The organism is Marinobacter sp. DUT-3 (assembly GCF_050379435.1).
In the GTDB taxonomy this organism is placed as follows: Bacteria; Pseudomonadota; Gammaproteobacteria; order Pseudomonadales; family Oleiphilaceae; genus Marinobacter.
The window spans coordinates 1-15,328 of the sequence record NZ_JBNRMG010000022.1; the positions used below are offsets into that span (position 1 = coordinate 1).

General features: G+C 57.9%; 14 protein-coding genes. 4 read left to right on the plus strand and 10 right to left on the minus strand.

From position 1 onward, the window contains the following. Positions 1–146: 146 nt before the first annotated feature. On the minus strand, positions 147–800 hold the full coding sequence (tmpT, locus tag ACQUWM_RS18980; RefSeq protein WP_428923131.1) for a thiopurine S-methyltransferase: 654 nt from the start codon (positions 798–800) through the stop codon (positions 147–149). 76 nt (positions 801–876) lie between these two features. Here tmpT and ACQUWM_RS18985 point away from each other — a divergent pair, with 76 nt between their 5' ends. From ACQUWM_RS18985 to ACQUWM_RS18995, 3 genes are all read left to right on the plus strand, one after another. Further along, the gene (locus ACQUWM_RS18985) at positions 877–1,809 is read left to right on the plus strand and encodes a D-2-hydroxyacid dehydrogenase (protein WP_428923132.1); all 933 of its coding nucleotides are present in this window, start codon (positions 877–879) and stop codon (positions 1,807–1,809) included. 149 nt (positions 1,810–1,958) lie between these two features. Continuing rightward, on the plus strand, positions 1,959–3,176 hold the full coding sequence (malE, locus tag ACQUWM_RS18990; RefSeq protein WP_428923133.1) for a maltose/maltodextrin ABC transporter substrate-binding protein MalE: 1,218 nt from the start codon (positions 1,959–1,961) through the stop codon (positions 3,174–3,176). A gap of 117 nt (positions 3,177–3,293) precedes the next feature. Further along, positions 3,294–4,613, plus strand: coding sequence for a YihY/virulence factor BrkB family protein (locus tag ACQUWM_RS18995; RefSeq protein ID WP_407002495.1), 1,320 nt, complete (start codon positions 3,294–3,296; stop codon positions 4,611–4,613). A 19-nt stretch (positions 4,614–4,632) separates the two neighbouring features. On the opposite strand, the gene ACQUWM_RS19000 is transcribed toward ACQUWM_RS18995, so the two are convergent. The 4 genes from ACQUWM_RS19000 to ACQUWM_RS19015 form a co-directional block, all read right to left on the minus strand. Next, a complete protein-coding gene (locus ACQUWM_RS19000; protein ID WP_428923134.1) occupies positions 4,633–5,670 on the minus strand; it encodes an HDOD domain-containing protein in 1,038 nt (345 codons plus the stop codon). A gap of 95 nt (positions 5,671–5,765) precedes the next feature. Further along, positions 5,766–6,995 (minus strand): DUF445 domain-containing protein, encoded by a 1,230-nt coding sequence (locus tag ACQUWM_RS19005; protein ID WP_428923135.1) that lies wholly within the window; start codon positions 6,993–6,995, stop codon positions 5,766–5,768. A gap of 273 nt (positions 6,996–7,268) precedes the next feature. Beyond that, complete coding sequence (locus tag ACQUWM_RS19010) at positions 7,269–8,003, minus strand: 16S rRNA (uracil(1498)-N(3))-methyltransferase (RefSeq protein ID WP_428923136.1); 735 nt, start codon at positions 8,001–8,003, stop codon at positions 7,269–7,271. Positions 8,004–8,005: 2 nt separating this feature from the next. After that, positions 8,006–9,355, minus strand: coding sequence for an adenosylmethionine--8-amino-7-oxononanoate transaminase (locus ACQUWM_RS19015; protein ID WP_407002492.1), 1,350 nt, complete (start codon positions 9,353–9,355; stop codon positions 8,006–8,008). Positions 9,356–9,603: 248 nt separating this feature from the next. On the opposite strand from ACQUWM_RS19015, the gene ACQUWM_RS19020 reads away from it, so the two are divergent. Continuing rightward, the gene (locus tag ACQUWM_RS19020; protein ID WP_428923137.1) at positions 9,604–10,092 is read left to right on the plus strand and encodes a DUF2505 domain-containing protein; all 489 of its coding nucleotides are present in this window, start codon (positions 9,604–9,606) and stop codon (positions 10,090–10,092) included. A gap of 8 nt (positions 10,093–10,100) precedes the next feature. On the opposite strand, the gene ACQUWM_RS19025 is transcribed toward ACQUWM_RS19020, so the two are convergent. The 5 genes from ACQUWM_RS19025 to ahcY all read right to left on the minus strand — a co-directional run bounded on the left by ACQUWM_RS19025 (position 10,101) and on the right by ahcY (position 14,944). Beyond that, entirely contained in the window at positions 10,101–10,847 is a 747-nt protein-coding gene (locus ACQUWM_RS19025) for an amino acid ABC transporter ATP-binding protein (RefSeq protein WP_407002490.1), read from the minus strand. 13 nt (positions 10,848–10,860) lie between these two features. Further along, entirely contained in the window at positions 10,861–11,532 is a 672-nt protein-coding gene (locus ACQUWM_RS19030; protein ID WP_407002489.1) for an amino acid ABC transporter permease, read from the minus strand. Between the two features lie 70 nt (positions 11,533–11,602). After that, positions 11,603–12,361 carry a transporter substrate-binding domain-containing protein gene (locus tag ACQUWM_RS19035; RefSeq protein WP_407002488.1) on the minus strand — a complete coding sequence of 253 codons (759 nt, stop codon included), beginning with the start codon at positions 12,359–12,361 and terminating at the stop codon, positions 11,603–11,605. 306 nt (positions 12,362–12,667) lie between these two features. Beyond that, complete coding sequence (gene metF / locus ACQUWM_RS19040; RefSeq protein ID WP_407002487.1) at positions 12,668–13,537, minus strand: methylenetetrahydrofolate reductase [NAD(P)H]; 870 nt, start codon at positions 13,535–13,537, stop codon at positions 12,668–12,670. A gap of 12 nt (positions 13,538–13,549) precedes the next feature. Then, positions 13,550–14,944, minus strand: a complete 1,395-nt coding sequence (gene ahcY, locus ACQUWM_RS19045; RefSeq protein ID WP_407002486.1) for an adenosylhomocysteinase — start codon at positions 14,942–14,944, stop codon at positions 13,550–13,552. Between the last annotated feature and the right edge of the window lie 384 nt (positions 14,945–15,328).

Genomic DNA, 15,328 nt, shown 5'->3' on the forward strand with positions numbered 1-15,328 from the left:
ATGGCGAGTATACGTAACAGGTCAGACGAGGCGGATATGGGGGGTACCCTTTTTTAAAATGACCGCCTGTCTGAGCGAAGCGAGTTCAAGCGGCCATTTTCAAAAAGGGTACCCCCTGTAGCCGCCGATCCCCCACCATTAGCAGGCTACTTTTTAACGAGCCGAAACACACTCTCAGTAGCCCCGGCCAGCCCCTTGCGCTTGGTAAACGGATGGTCCTTGGCCAGAGTGTTGGTCAGGATATGTTCGATGTCGTAGTCGTCGGAATAGAGCTCCCGGACTTCCTCATCGCTGACGTTGAACGGCGGCCCCTTGATCTCGGTATCGTAGTCCAGCGTGATCAGCAGGATGCGGGTACCGTCGGGGATAACCGCCGTCAGGTGCTCCACATACTCCTTGCGCATTTTCGGGGGCATGGCGATCAGGGCGGCGCGGTCGTAGACCAGGCGGATGTGTTTCAGGTCATCGGGCACCAACTGGAAAAAATCGCCGCACCAGAGTTCCAGATCATCGTTCTTGAAACGGGTAAACGGCTCGCCCGGTCGAACCAGGGCCTTCTCGCCGGCTTCCTCAAAGAAATCCTTACAGGCAATATCGCTCAGCTCCACGCCAATGATCGGATGGCCGCGATCGTGCAGCCACCACATATCGTGCGCCTTGCCGCACAGCGGGACGAACACCGCTTGTGTGCCTTCGCCCGCCAGTTCCGGCCAGTGGTCGTGAAGATAGTTATTGATCGTCCCCTCGTGGAAGCCGATTTCCTTCTTTGCCCAGCGCTCGTGCCAGAATTCGTGTTCCATCGTCTACCCATCCTTACAATTGGAGGTTTTTCTCAGTCTATCCTAATCTGTGGCTTTCTTGGTTAAGGAGAAACGAATGAAAGCGGTTTTCCTCGATGCTGATACGCTCGGAAACGACGTTGACCTGACGCCCATCGAAACCGTTGCCGGCGGCCTGGTAAAGCATGAACGGACGGCGCCTGAGCAGGTGCTTGAACGGATTCAGGGCTTTGATACCGTTGTCGTCAACAAGGTCTTCCTCACGCGTGAACATTTTGAGGCCTGCCCGGAACTTGAAACCATAGCCGTGGTAGCGACCGGACTCAATAATATTGACCAGACCGCAGCCAGAGAACACGGTATCCGGGTGATGAATGTCACCAACTACGGCCGTTCCACCGTGGCGCAGCACACCATGGCGCTGATGCTGGCACTGGCGACGCGAATGCTGGACTACGACCGCGATGTGCGGGCTGGGCGTTGGGGGCAAAGTTCGATGTTCTGCCTGATGGATCATCCGATTATGGAGCTGGAGGGTCGCACCCTGGGGATTGTTGGTTACGGAGATCTGGGGCAGGGTGTCGCGGAGCGGGCCAGGGCTTTTGGTATGAAGATTCTGCTGGGGGCACGCCCCGGGCAGGCGCGGGGCGAGGTAGACGGATACCCCCGGGTACCGCTGGATGAGTTGCTGCCGCAGGTGGATGTGCTGTCGCTGCATTGTCTGCTGACCGATGAAACCCGTAACCTGATCGGTGCCGACGAACTGAAGAAGATGAAGCGTGACGCGCTGCTGATTAACACCTCCCGCGGCGGGCTGGTGGATGAACAGGCGCTGGCGGACGCACTAAGAGCCGAAACCATCGCCGGTGCAGGCTTTGATGTGCTGACAGAGGAACCGCCCCGCGATGGCAATCCGCTGCTGGCGGATGACATTCCCAACCTGATTGTGACGCCGCATTCCGCCTGGGCAAGCCGGGAGGCCAGGCAGAGGATCGTTGAGATTACGGCCCGCAATCTGTCTTCTGTCTGATTTATCGGGTACTTCCCCTTACTCACCCCCGAAAAAATGACAGCCGTATGACGCGGCTGCCGTTCCCTGTTGCTTAAACTGCCCGTGAAATGCCCCAAATGAGGGCATGTATTTCACTAACGCTCCAACAATAACAACAGGGCGATATTATGATCAGACCCATCCTGGCGCTTGCGCTTTCTTCCGTTTTCTTTTCCGTGCCAGTTCTTGCCTTTGAGCGCGACGAGCTGCTTATCTGGATCAACTCCGACAAGGGGCACCGGGGCCTCGCCGAAGTAGGCCGGCGCTTCGAGGCGGAAACCGGCATCCCGGTCACCGTGGAAACCCCGGATGATCTCACGTCCGAGTACGATCACTACGGCTACTCCTCAAAGGCGCCGGACATTGTGATCTGGCCCCACGATCGCTTCGGTAGCTGGATCAACGAGGGGCACCTGCGGCCCATCGAACCTTCGGCGCAGGTTCGTGAAACCATCGCCCCCTTCGCCTGGCAGGCGGTTTCCGTGGGGGAGCGGGTGTATGGCTATCCGATTGCCCTGGAGGTGGTCAGCCTGCTCTATAACAGGGACCTCGTGGCAAACCCGCCTGCCACCCTGGAAGAGGTAAAAGCCGAGCACCATCGGCTGAGCGACCAGGGCATTGAGGCCATCTCCTGGGATTACAAAAACGTGTACTTTTCCTGGCCGGTTTTTGCCGGTTCGGGCGGGTACAGCTTTGGTCTGGAGAGCCAGGTTTATGACCTTTCCGATGTGGGTGTGGCCACCGATGGCGCTATCCGCGCGGTGGCGGGCATCAAGGATCTGCTGGATTCCGGTGTGCTGGCCAAAGACGCGGATTATGGCTCCATGATGGATGGCTTCAAAGCCGGCGAGACGGCGATGATCATCAATGGCCCCTGGGCCTGGAGTGAGATACGGGATGCCGGCATCAATGTGGGCATTGCCGATGTACCCACCACGACAGGTGACCCCGGCAAGCCGTTCGTGGGTGTGCTGGCGGCAGGTATCAGTGCCGTCTCCACCAATCACCAGCTGGCCAGGCAGTTCCTTGAGGACTACCTGCTGACCGAAGACGGCCTGCACGCGGTGAATGACGACAAGCCGCTGGGCGCCGTGGCTCATCTGGATGTGGTGGAAACCCTCAGTGAGGATCCGTTCATCGATCACACATTCCGGTCCGCCAGCCGAGGCGAAATCATGCCCAACATCCCTGAAATGAAACGCTTCTGGGACCTGATGACCATCCGCTTTGACGGCATGCTGGAAGGCGAATACCCAATAACGTCCACGTTGAATGGAGCCGCCGACCGGCTAAGGCGGCTGGATGAAATGCGGGGCTGGACGCGCCGGCACTATGTGACAAACTGAGTGAGCTTCCGCTCCTGACACGAAACCGCTAGTAAAAGCCACGCAATCGGCCATACTTTGTTGTGATTTGGTATCTGACTGATAATCTGTACAAAACACTGGCAAGCAGGATGTTGTGTGGCTTCTTTTCAACTGAAAGAGCGGCTGAATGCCGCGGAAAAGTGGATTCTCGCCAATCCCAACCCACCCCAGCACTGGCCGTGGACCTGGCTCTACAAAACCGGGCGTAGTCTGTACGCGCTGATCCGGGATGTGGTCAGTGGCAACCTGACGCTGCACTCCATGAGCCTGGTGTACACCACGCTGCTCAGTATCGTGCCACTGCTGGCCCTGAGCTTCTCGGTGCTCAAGGCCATGGGTGTCCACCAGAAAATGGAGCCCTTTCTGTTCCAGTTCTTTGAGCCCATGGGGCCTCAGGGGCTGGACATTGCTGAGCAGATCCTGAGCTTTGTCGACAACATGAAGGTCGGGGTGCTGGGGTCCGTGGGGCTGGCGTTGCTGGTGTATACGGTGATTTCGCTGGTCCAGAAAATCGAGCGTTCCTTCAACATGATCTGGCGTGTGCCGGACATGCGCTCCATGGCGCAACGGTTCAGCAATTACCTGAGTGTGATCATGGTCGGTCCCCTGCTGATGGTGTCCGCCATCGGCGCGACCGCCACCATTTTTTCTTCAGAATTCGTACAGACGTTGGTCGAGATTGAACCGTTTGGTTCGCTAATCATTGCCATCACCCGTTTTACTCCGTTCTTCCTGGTGGTGGGAGCATTCACCTTCGTTTATGTGTTTATCCCCAACACCCGGGTCAAACTGCGCTATGCCTTTATCGGTGGCCTGGTGGCAGGGGTATCCTGGCAGGCTGCGGGGATGCTGTTCGCTTCCTTTGTGGCAGGTTCCGCCAAGTACGAGGCGATCTATTCCAGTTTCGCCATCGGTATCATTCTGCTGATCTGGATTTATCTCAACTGGATGATTCTGCTACTTGGCGCCAGTTTATCGTTCTACCTGCAGAATCCCGGTTCGGTGGCGAAGCGCCATCAGGTGCAGCTGTCTCCCGAGCTGCAGGAAAAAGTGGCCCTGGCGTTGATGTGGATGGTCGCCAAACCGTTCAGTGAAGGTAAGCCGGCGCCTCAGCAGGAGTGGCTGGAGCACCAGCTGCGGGTGCCCGGGGAGGTGACCCGGGGCGTGAGCGACAAACTGATCCGTGCGGGATTCCTGACTCTGGCGGGCAGTCAGGGCGATAAGTTGACCCCCGGGCGGGCACTGAACCTGATCACCGTTGGCAATGTTCTGGACGCTGTCCGTCACGATGAGGACCGGGTGGTGGATCGTCTGCCGGCGGTGTTGCCGGCATGGTTGCGGAACCGTTCAGCGGCGGATGAGTCAGAAACCTTTGCCGAACTGCTGGATAATGAGTCCCCTGGTGGTAATCCCTGAGTCTCTTGTGGGGGCGCTGTCAGCTATGGGGCTGATTGCCCCCGTCGAGCATCTGGATCAGAGCCTTGCGGACCCGGACAAACTGTTCCTCGTCCAGGCGAACCAGGCTGAGTAGCTTTTCTTCCGCCATATTGCGCTGGTGGGCGTGGCGAAGCGCTTCACGGGTGCCGATGATCATGCCGTCATTCAAAGGGGTATGGACCTGCCCGGGGGCAGGACGTTCCGCCGCCAGCAGGTATGCGTGGTATTTGGGCGGAAGGTTCCATTCATTGGCGACTAGCTGGGACGTTGTCCACTGATAGCGTGCCAGTGCGTGCCTTATGAGAGCCGGTTCTGGCTCGATTCCGTACCGGCTGATCCGGCAGATACGGTGGATCTCCCGCCGCAGGGTGATGTAGGACAGTGCCGGCAAGAGGCCAACGATGAAATGTGCGCTGGTATCCTGGCCCTGAATTCTTGCTATCAGTTCCGCCGAGCGCGCGCACGCCAGCCCCCATCGCCAGACCCGCTGGGCAAACAGGGCCTCGCGGCTGTTACGGGCGACCATCATCGGCCGCATCACTGCGGCCGAGATGACATTCCGGATACCATCAATACCAAGCACAAATACCGCCTGGTCTACCGACTCGATGGGCTGATCTCCGGGCCGGAAGTAGGGGCTGTTGGCGATCTGAAGCAATTGGTCGGTCAGGGCCGGGTCGCTGAGAATGATATCGGTCAGACGGTGGCGATCGGAGGATTCGTCAGACAGGGCCCGCATCAGCTTGGGGAGGGTCAGCGGCTGGCGGGGCAGTTCTTCCAGAGTCTGGTCGTGGAGGCGGGTCTCAAGCTGGCTCAGGATGGCATCGAGGGAAGGCACGCCCGCCTTGAGTGCAGAAGGCGGTGAGTCAAGCAGCCAGCAGAACAGGTGGTTCTCCAGGTTCTGGATCAGTTGAGCGTCTTGTTCTGTAGTTGGCGCATCGTCTGTGACCGGGTTGAACAATCGTGGTTCGGCACCCTGAGGCTTTGGTCCGGCAGCAGAGAATAAGCCTGATATCCAGGATATAAAGCCTGGCATCCAGTGCCTCCAGGTAAATAGGTCGTCAAAGGTTACGCACCCGCTACCTGCCAGTATAGAGGCCTCAGTGTTTTATGCACAGGAAAACGCCCCGGTCAGCCCAGGGCGCCACCGAATACAAAGACCAGTTGGCCGACACCGGCTATCATGCCAAGGAATGCGCCCACCAGGATGAGTTTGATTTCGTCTTCCTGGAAACAGGGTCGGAGCAGGTCCTGGAATTCTTCCGATGACAGCGCAATCATCCGCTCTACCATGATGGATTCCACCGCCCGGGCACGGTCTTGTTCGAACATCGGGTTGTTGAAAGAGGACTGGGAAATTTCGATGGCTTTCAGTCCCACTTTGTTCTTCAGGGTGGCAAACCCGGTGGGGCCAAACGCCATCTGGGTCAGCGCCTTGCCCATGCCAGCGGTTTCATCCACCAGCGGTTTGATGTGTTTTTTCACCATGTTGCGGGCACGATCGCCTTTGGGGCCTTCAATGATGGCGTTGATGATGTTGCCGACCGTCAGGATCTCGTGGGTCACGATGTGGCAGAAGGACTCCGCCACTTCCTGCTGGCGTTTGAGGAACAGCCCCTGGAATCGTATTGGTCCGACTTTCTTTTCGTGTAAGGGGCGGAAAATCACGTTCAGCGCGATCCAGTTGGTAGCGTAACCGACCAATAAGCCGAAGAACGGTAGCACCCACCAGCTCTGATAGAAGTACCATACCGCCATTTGCACCAGACCAAACAGGAAACCGAAGTAGAGGCCTGAATTGACGATAAAGCGGAATTCTACTTCGCCGCATTCCAGGAAAATCCGATTCAGCAGCTGTTTGTCTTTGGCAAGACGCTCGATGACCATGCCTTTTATATCCAGCAGGTCTTCGATGTTGGTGGAGATGTCGTCCACCAGGTTGTCCACCAGTTGGGGGGTGGCTTTGCGTACCCGGTCATAGACCATGTTGCGGGCAGACGAGGGCAGGTTTTCCCAGAATGTGGGGTATTCCCGCAGCATCATTTCGTCGACGTATTCTTCAATACGGGGGTCCGCGGAATGCACGATATGCGCGGCCAGTACCTTTGGGTCGATCTGTTGGAAGATTTCGTCGACGGTGCCGATTTTGGAGATGGTTGCATCCACGCTGATGGCGGCCATTTTCCGGGCCTTGGAGGGGATGATGCCCTGCCAGCCGAGCAATGGGGGTTTGCCGATGAACTCCAGGGGATAAAAGGTCATCTTGATGGCAAGCCAGTTGGTGGTCCAGCCGATCAGTGCGGCAATGACCGGGATGCTTAGGTATTGCCAGAATTCGGGATTGGTAAACAGACTTGTCATCCGGTACTCGCGTTTGTTCGTTTTTTATGCTCTGGAGTTTGCTGCGTTACGGGGAAGGTTCTCCAAAAACACGCTCCTTGCGGCACATCCATGTGGCGCTTGGGCTCCGCCATCCATGGCTCCGCACAGTTTTTGGAGAACCTTCCCCGTAACACAGCCCCAAATACGGTGTTGTTCTCAACCGCGATTTAGCTTGTCAGGGATAATGTTTGCCAGCACGCGCCCTGTCAATGACTGATACGCCAGCCAGGGGCGGCGGTACAGTCGGTACAGTCAGTTGCCGATATCGCCCCAAAGCCATTGGCACAGTGCCATGGCCGCAATAGGGGCGGTTTCTGTCCTGAGTACCCGTGGCCCGAGAGCCACCGGCAGGAAGCCGCTGTTTTCAGCTGCGGTTATTTCCTCGGGGCTCAGCCCCCCTTCCGGGCCGATCATCAGGGCGACGCGGGCTGGTTTGTTCATGGTGTCCAGGGACTGTTCCGTGCGGTGGTGCAGGACCAGTCTCAGGTCACAATCCTCAGTGTGTTCAAACCATTGCGCCAGAGTCATGACCGGGAGTATCTCCGGCACGCGGGCGCGGCCGCATTGTTCGGCGGCGCTGATGGCGACGGACTGCCAGTGGCGCAGGCGTTTTTCCTCGCGGTCACCTTTGAGCTTTACATCGCAACGTTCTGTAGTGAGCGGAACGATGCGGGTCACGCCCATTTCCACAGCTTTCTGCACAGCGTAGTCCATGCGGTCGCCTTTGGAGAGGGTCTGACCGAGGACGATGTCCAGGGAGGATTCGGTGGCGTTGGCAGCCGGGGCTCCCACCTGGACTTCGACCTGCTTCTTGCTGGCGCTGGTGATGGTGGCAGGGAAGTCGTTACCGTCACCGTTGAACAGCAGCAGTTCCTGGCCGGGCTGCATGCGCAGTACCCGGCCTACGTGCTGGGCCGCATTTTCGTCCAACTCGGTTGTGCCGCCCTCGCTCAGTGGCGAGCGGGTGTAGATTCTCGGAACGCGCATGCTCAGTCCCTGACGGCGATCTCAATGCCTTCGGTCGCCACCTGGCCGAGGTGGCGGATCTGCTCCTCGGTGATGATGTACGGCGGCATGAAATACACCACGTTACCCAGCGGACGAAGCAGCGCCTGGCGGGTGAGGGCGTGCTGGTAGACCTTGATGCCGCGCCTTTCCTGCCATGGGAACGGGGTTTTGTCGGCCTTGTTCTTGACCATTTCCACGGCCAGTGTCATGCCGTGCTGGCGGATGCCGCCGACGTTCGGGTGATCTGCCAGGTGGGCTACCGAGTCCGCCATGCAGGCGGACAGGCGCTTGTTGTTCTCGATGACGTTGTCATCCCGGAAGATGTCCAGGGTGGCCAGGGCGACGGCACAGCCGATGGGGTTGCCGGTGTAGCTGTGGGAATGGAGAAACGCGCGCAGTGTCTCGTAGTCGTCGTAGAAAGCCTGGTAGACGTCATCGGTGGTCAGCACCACGGATAGCGGCAGGTAGCCCGCCGTCAGTCCTTTCGACAGGCACATGAAATCCGGAGTGATATCTGCCTGTTCACAGGCGAACATTGTGCCGGTGCGGCCGAAGCCAACGGCAATCTCGTCGGCAATCAGGTGTACGCCGTAGCGAGTGCAGGCTTCCCGCAACTTGGTGTGGTAAATCGGATGGTGCATGCGCATGCCGCCGGCGCACTGAATGAGCGGCTCTACCACCACGGCACAGATTTCCTCGTGCTTCTCGGCCAGCAGTTTTTCCATGGCCTCGAACTGGCGCAGGGCGTATTCCTCGTCGGTTTCACCGGCTTCCTTGTTCCAGGCGTCCGGGGAGGGTGCCGTAAGGACTTCCATCAGTAGTGGTTGATAGGTGTCCTTGTACAGCGCAACATCGCCAAGCGCCAGGGCGCCCAGGGTTTCGCCATGATAGCTGTTGCCGAGGTTGACGAAGTTCTTCTTGCCGGGTTTGCCCTGGTTCTTCCAGTAGTGGTAGCTCATCTTCAGCGCCGCTTCGATGGCGGATGAACCGTTATCGGCATAAAAGCATTTATTGAGGCCCGGAGGGGTGACCTCGATCAGGCGCTCTGACAGGTTGACTACCGGTTCATGGCTGAAGCCGGCCAGGATCACATGTTCCAGCTTCCCGATCTGTTCCTGAATCGCGGCGTTGATACGCGGGTTGGCGTGGCCGAACAGGTTGACCCACCAGGAGCTGACGGCATCGATGTAGCGGTTGTTCTCGAAATCTTCCAGCCAGACCCCTTCACCCCGTTTCACCGGAATCAGTGGCAGGGTTTCGTGGTCTTTCATCTGGGTGCAGGGATGCCAGACGGATTTCAGGTCCCGTGCGACGAGATCGGCGTTGCGCATCTGTGAGTCTCCTATCGGCCCGGTAAAGGGATCGGTAGTTGATGAATCAAAAGGTTCACCATGATACTTGGCGGAGGTGAGGCCTGCTAGTGTCCCGTCCAGCTCATTCGTCAACCCACTGAGCCAGACGGGACACCAGAGTGTGATCTGAATCACTCTGGCTATGCAGCCATCACAGCCTGACCTGACGGCCAATGTTTGCAGGCAGCCCCCCCGTAACAATCTCCTTATACTTTACGGAGGCCGTTATGGAACTGGAGCTGAAACATCCTTACGAGGCAGGCCTTGAGCATGTGCTGGGCGCCTTCTTCGACGAGAGCCGCATCATTGAGAAAAACCGGAAGCTGGGTTCCCGGAATGTGCGTGTTGTGGAACTGAAGCGCGATGAGCTGTCAGCGAAACTGGTGGTGGAGCGCGAGATGATGACCTCGGCCGAAGTGCCGGGGATTCTCGCCAGTTTCCATCGTGAGTGGAACCAGGTGCGCCAGGAAGAACACTGGTTCCGCAAGGACGATTCCGAGTGGCACTGTGAATTCCGGGTGCGCATTGAACATGTGCCCGCGAAGATTCACGGCATCATGAAACTGAAAGGATCGGCGGAACGTTGCACCAACCACGTCAGTCTGAACGTGCGGTGTGATGTGCCGTTGCTGGGCAAAAAGGTAGCCAGGTTCCTGGCGGAAGACTCCCGCGCTAAAATCGAGCAGGAATACGACGCCCTCCGCCAGTTATTGTAGTCTCGGCACTAATGCGCCAGCACCCGGGACAGGAACGCCTGGGTCCGCTCGTTCTGTGGGTTGTCGAAAACATCGCCAGGCTTGCCTTCCTCGACAATCTGGCCCTCGTGGATGTAGATAACCCGATCCGCCACTTCCCGGGCGAAGCCCATTTCGTGGGTTACCACCATCATGGTCATGCCTTCTTTGGCCAGCTCCCGCATCACGTCCAGCACCTCACCGATCATTTCCGGGTCGAGCGCTGACGTTGGCTCATCGAACAGCATCAGCCGTGGTTCCATAGCCAGTGCCCGGGCGATGGCCACGCGCTGTTGCTGGCCGCCGGAGAGGTGGCTGGGGTACTTGTCCGCCTGGCTGCCGATGCCCACGCGATTGAGCAGGCGCTCGGCGGTGGCGTTGGCGATCACCTGGGAGGCGTTTTTCACCTTGATTGGCGCCAGCATGATGTTTCTTTTCACCGTCAGGTGAGGGAACAGGTTGAACTGCTGGAACACCATGCCCACTTCCTTGCGGATTTCGGCCAAAGATTTCGGATTGCCGCTCTTCGGTGCGAGCGGGTGTCCGTCCACTTCGAGTTTTCCGGACTCGAACTCCTCAAGGCCATTTACGCAGCGGATCAGGGTGGATTTGCCGGAGCCGCTGGCGCCGATGATAACGACAACCTCGCCGGCTTCCACAGTAAGGTTGATGTCCTTCAGAACATGAAGTTTACCGAAGTACTTGTTCATGTTCTTCATTTGCACAATGTGTGTCATGGGTACCTTTCCTTCAGACAGAAGCCAGCCCGCGACGCTCAATGAGTCGTAGCAGTAGTGAGAGGGAGAGGGTGATCATCAGGTAGAGGCAGGCCACCACAAAGTAGACCTCAAAGGCTGTAAAGGTGTTGGCAATATAAACCTGACCCTGGCGGACCAGTTCACCGACGCCGATGACTGAGAACAGGGAGGTGTCCTTGATACTGACAATCGCCTGGTTGCCAAGCGGCGGAATCATGCGCCGGAAAGCCTGAGGCCAGATGATGGACCAGAAAGTCTGGGACCGGGAGAGGCCCAGTGACAGACCCGCTTCGGTCTGGCCCTTGTCGATTGACTGGACGCCGCCCCGTACGACTTCCGAGATGTAAGCACCGGAGTTGAGGGCAATGGCCGCGATGCCTGCAACCAGAGGATCAATCGGGCTGCCAACCAGGTCGGGCAGACCGTAGAAGATAAACAGCACCTGGACCAGGATGGGGGTGCCGCGGAATATCTCGATGTAAGCGGTGGCCGGCCAGCGCAGGAACCATTTCTTGTTAATGCTCAGCAGGCCGAAAATAATGCCCAGCACAAAGCCGATGGCGAGACCGCCAAACGATATCAGCAGAGTGTAGGGGATCCCTTTAAGCAGGAAAGGAATGGAGTTTATGGCCGCTTGCCAGTCAAACTGAAACTGGAATTCCACAGTGGTTGTCTCCGTTGTATGGGGAGTTACCTGCCGGGGCGCCTGGCGCCCCGGCTATGGTGCCGGACGGTTACATGTCTTCCGGCATTGGGCCAAACCACTTCTCGTAAATGGTTTTGTAGGTGCCGTCTTCCTTGATGGAGGCGAGTGCTTCGTTGACTTCATCGAGCCATTCGCTGCCTTTCTTCAGGGCGATGCCATATTGCTGGCCTTCGTACAGCGGACCAACGGTTTTAACCTTGCCTTCGCCCTTGGTACTGGCGAAATAGCCAACGTTGGGTGCGTCATAGAAAACCGCGTCCACAGCACGGGACATCAGTGCCATGTACATATCGGAGCTGCCTGGGTAAGGGGTAACCCCATCGTTCTCATCCAGGGTCTTGGTCAGGTAGTCATAGCTGGTGCTACCGATCTTGGTGCCGATTTTCTGGCCGTTCAGGTCGTCCATGGTTTCCACGGAGTCGTTGTCTTTGCGGACCAGAATACGCAAACCGGAATCGTAATATGGATCGGAGAAATCAACGATTTCCTGACGCTCTTCGGTAATGGTGATACCGGCAATGGCGATATCCACGTTACCCGTCTGCAGAGCCGGAATGATGCCATTGAAATCCATGGTGTTGAGGTCAATCTCGAACCCGGCACGGTCGGCCACCTCACGGATGATCTCCATATCGAAACCGATCATCTCCCCGGTTTCCTGATCCATCATCTCGAAGGGTACGAAGCTGGGGTCGGTCACGACTCTCAGGGTTTCAGCGCTCACGGTTCCCGCGGCCACGGTCATCGCGAGTGTGGCGCCGAGGGTTTTCAGCCATTTCGTGCTCATGCTTTCTCCTTGTCTTCTTATGGAGCTCCGATTGCCCGGTAAGGCAAGCCAAAAGGCACGGTTGGTGACAGTGCCTGTCGGGGAGCGTTAATGGAACTGCATCAAATTAACTCTAGACCATTAAACGGAGAAATGCAGGAAATCAAATGCTTGGGGCGGAGGTGCTGCGAAGGAAGGGTTGGTGGATTACGGTCCTGCGGACCTAATCCAACCTACGGTTAAGGAAGAACTCCGTAGGCCGGGTTACCGGTGAACCCGTAGGTCGGATTAGGCCCAACGGGCCGTAATCCGACATTGGAAAGGCAATCAGAAAGCAATCTTCTCCCGCTCACCAATCCCCAGGTTCTCCCAGATGCGAATGCTGGGCTGGGCCAGGTTCAGGGTATAGAAATGCAACCCGGGCGCACCGGCCCTGAGCAGCTTCTCACACATCTCTGTCACCACTTCCTCGCCGAACTTGCGGATCGAATCACTGTCGTCACCGTAGGCTTCGAGCTGCTTGCGGATCCAGCGGGGAATTTCCGCGCCGCACATGTCGGAGAAGCGCACCAGGTTGGAGAAATTGACGATGGGCATGATGCCCGGCACCACCGGAATGGTGATGCCCATCTTCTCCAGGCGGTCGATGAAGTAGAAGTAGCTGTCCGCATTGAAGAAGTATTGGGTGATGGCGCTGTTGGCGCCGGCATCCACTTTGCGGGCAAAATTCTTCAGGTCTTCCTCGGCACTGCGGGCCTGGGGGTGAAACTCCGGGTAGGCCGCCACTTCAACCTGGAAGTGGTCGCCGCTGTGCTCGCGGATGAACTCCACCAGCTCGTTGGCGTAACGAAGTTCACCGGCGGCGCCCATACCGGAAGGCATGTCGCCCCGGAGGGCGACAATCCGGTTGATCCCGTTCTCTTTGTACAAATCCAGCAGCTCGCCAATGTCCTGGCGGGTACCACCCACGCAGGACAGGTGCGGAGCCGTGGAAATGCCCTGCTTGTGCAGGCTCAACACGGTTTCAATGGTGCGGTCCCGTGTGGAACCGCCGGCGCCAAAGGTGACCGAGAAGAAATCCGGGTTCTCCCCGGCGAGCTGGTTTCGCACGTTCTGCAGCTTTTCCTTGCCCTGGTCGGTCTTGGGCGGGAAAAATTCAAAGCTGAAACGGCGTTTGAACTGTTTCTGGGATTCCATCTTGATATCCGATCAGTACTTGTAGCTTTCCGGCTTGTACGGGCCTTCGACCGGTACACCGATGTATTTGGCCTGCTCCGGGGTCATTTTGGTGATGACGCCATCAAAGCCTTCCACCATCGCGCGGGCGACTTCTTCGTCCAGCTGCTTCGGCAGTACCTGAACGTATACACCTTTGGAGCGGGCGTCTTCCGGCAGATCGGCGAACTTACGCTCAAACAGGTACATCTGCGCCAGCACCTGGTTGGCAAAGGAGCCGTCCATGATCCGTGACGGGTGACCGGTGGCGTTGCCCAGGTTTACCAGGCGGCCTTCGGACAGCAGAATCAGGTGGTCGTTGACGGCCTTGTCGCGATACACCACGTGCACCTGCGGTTTGACCTCGTCCCACTCCCAGTTCTTGCGCATGTAGGCGGTGTCGATTTCGTTGTCGAAGTGGCCGATGTTGCACACCACGGCGCCGCTCTTGAGGGCCTTGAGCATGTGAGCGTCGCACACGTTCATGTTGCCGGTGGTGGTGACCAGAAGGTCGGTGTTCTGCAGCAGATCACGATTGATGCCGGCCTCGGTGCCGGTGTTGACGCCGTTGATGTACGGGGACACCACTTCGAAACCGTCCATGCAGGCCTGCATGGCACAGATCGGGTCAGCTTCGGTGACTTTTACGATCATGCCTTCCTGGCGCAGGGAAGCGGCGGAGCCTTTGCCCACGTCACCGTAGCCGATCACCAGGGCTTTCTTGCCGGCCAGCAGGTGGTCGGTGGCGCGCTTGATGGCGTCGTTCAGGCTGTGGCGACAACCGTACTTGTTGTCGTTCTTGGATTTGGTGACGGCGTCGTTGACGTTGATGGCCGGCACTTTCAGAGTGCCTTCGCGCAGCATTTCCTGCAGGCGGTGTACGCCGGTGGTGGTTTCTTCGGTGACGCCGTGGCAGTTGGTCAGGACTTCCGGGTACTTCTCATGGAGCAGGGCGGTAAGATCGCCGCCGTCGTCCAGGATCATGTTGGGTTCCCAGCCGTCTACGTCGGCGCCGACGGTACGCTCGAGGCACCAGTCGTATTCTTCGTCGGTTTCCCCTTTCCATGCGAACACGGGAATGCCCTGCGCGGCGATGGCGGCTGCGGCCTGGTCCTGGGTGGAGAAGATGTTGCACGATGACCAGCGTACGTTGGCGCCCAGCTCGACCAGTGTTTCGATCAGCACGGCGGTCTGGATGGTCATGTGGATGCAGCCCATGATGTTGGCGCCTTTCAGCGGCTGCTCGGCTTTATACTTCTCGCGGAGCTTCATCAGGGCAGGCATTTCGCCTTCTGCGATTTTGATCTCTTTCCGGCCCCAGTCGGCCAGGGTGATATCGCGGACTTTGTAGTCTTCTGCGTTGCTCAGCTTTTCTGCCGGAGTGCTCATATTGTGCTCCTGTCGGTTTGGCTTTGGGAGTTTGGTTCTCCCTGGCCTCTTGAATTGGTGGTATCGGGAGCGGGGATTTGCTTTCGCGGAACCGCTACGAGCACATCCATGTGCGCTTCTCTCAGGCCATCCATGGCCTTCGAAATTCCGCGAAAGCAAATCCCCGCTCCCTAGTTCAAACTGTGGGCGCATGTGGTTAAGCAATACGCCGTAAAGCGTGTTCTAGGCCTCCCGGAATTTGGAGGGAGGTATTAAGTATTTTTCGATCAGCCTTCACCAACTCTGCAAAGCGGTGGTGAGGTACGTCCTTCGGGGACTATCTTTGGCCAAGGATGGCCAAAGCTAAGCGGCCATGGATGGCTCGAGCGTGTCCCCGAAGGACGT

What these genes read in the sequence shown, in the direction of transcription:
- tmpT (WP_428923131.1), bottom strand. Translation starts at nt 800, where the DNA reads ATGGAACACGAATTCTGGCACGAGCGCTGGGCAAAGAAGGAAATCGGC.
- ACQUWM_RS18985 (WP_428923132.1), top strand. Translation starts at nt 877, where the DNA reads ATGAAAGCGGTTTTCCTCGATGCTGATACGCTCGGAAACGACGTTGAC.
- malE (WP_428923133.1), top strand. Translation starts at nt 1,959, where the DNA reads ATGATCAGACCCATCCTGGCGCTTGCGCTTTCTTCCGTTTTCTTTTCC.
- ACQUWM_RS19000 (WP_428923134.1), bottom strand. Translation starts at nt 5,670, where the DNA reads ATGCCAGGCTTTATATCCTGGATATCAGGCTTATTCTCTGCTGCCGGA.
- ACQUWM_RS19005 (WP_428923135.1), bottom strand. Translation starts at nt 6,995, where the DNA reads ATGACAAGTCTGTTTACCAATCCCGAATTCTGGCAATACCTAAGCATC.
- ACQUWM_RS19010 (WP_428923136.1), bottom strand. Translation starts at nt 8,003, where the DNA reads ATGCGCGTTCCGAGAATCTACACCCGCTCGCCACTGAGCGAGGGCGGC.
- ACQUWM_RS19015 (WP_407002492.1), bottom strand. Translation starts at nt 9,355, where the DNA reads ATGCGCAACGCCGATCTCGTCGCACGGGACCTGAAATCCGTCTGGCAT.
- ACQUWM_RS19020 (WP_428923137.1), top strand. Translation starts at nt 9,604, where the DNA reads ATGGAACTGGAGCTGAAACATCCTTACGAGGCAGGCCTTGAGCATGTG.
- ACQUWM_RS19025 (WP_407002490.1), bottom strand. Translation starts at nt 10,847, where the DNA reads ATGACACACATTGTGCAAATGAAGAACATGAACAAGTACTTCGGTAAA.
- ACQUWM_RS19035 (WP_407002488.1), bottom strand. Translation starts at nt 12,361, where the DNA reads ATGAGCACGAAATGGCTGAAAACCCTCGGCGCCACACTCGCGATGACC.
- metF (WP_407002487.1), bottom strand. Translation starts at nt 13,537, where the DNA reads ATGGAATCCCAGAAACAGTTCAAACGCCGTTTCAGCTTTGAATTTTTC.
- ahcY (WP_407002486.1), bottom strand. Translation starts at nt 14,944, where the DNA reads ATGAGCACTCCGGCAGAAAAGCTGAGCAACGCAGAAGACTACAAAGTC.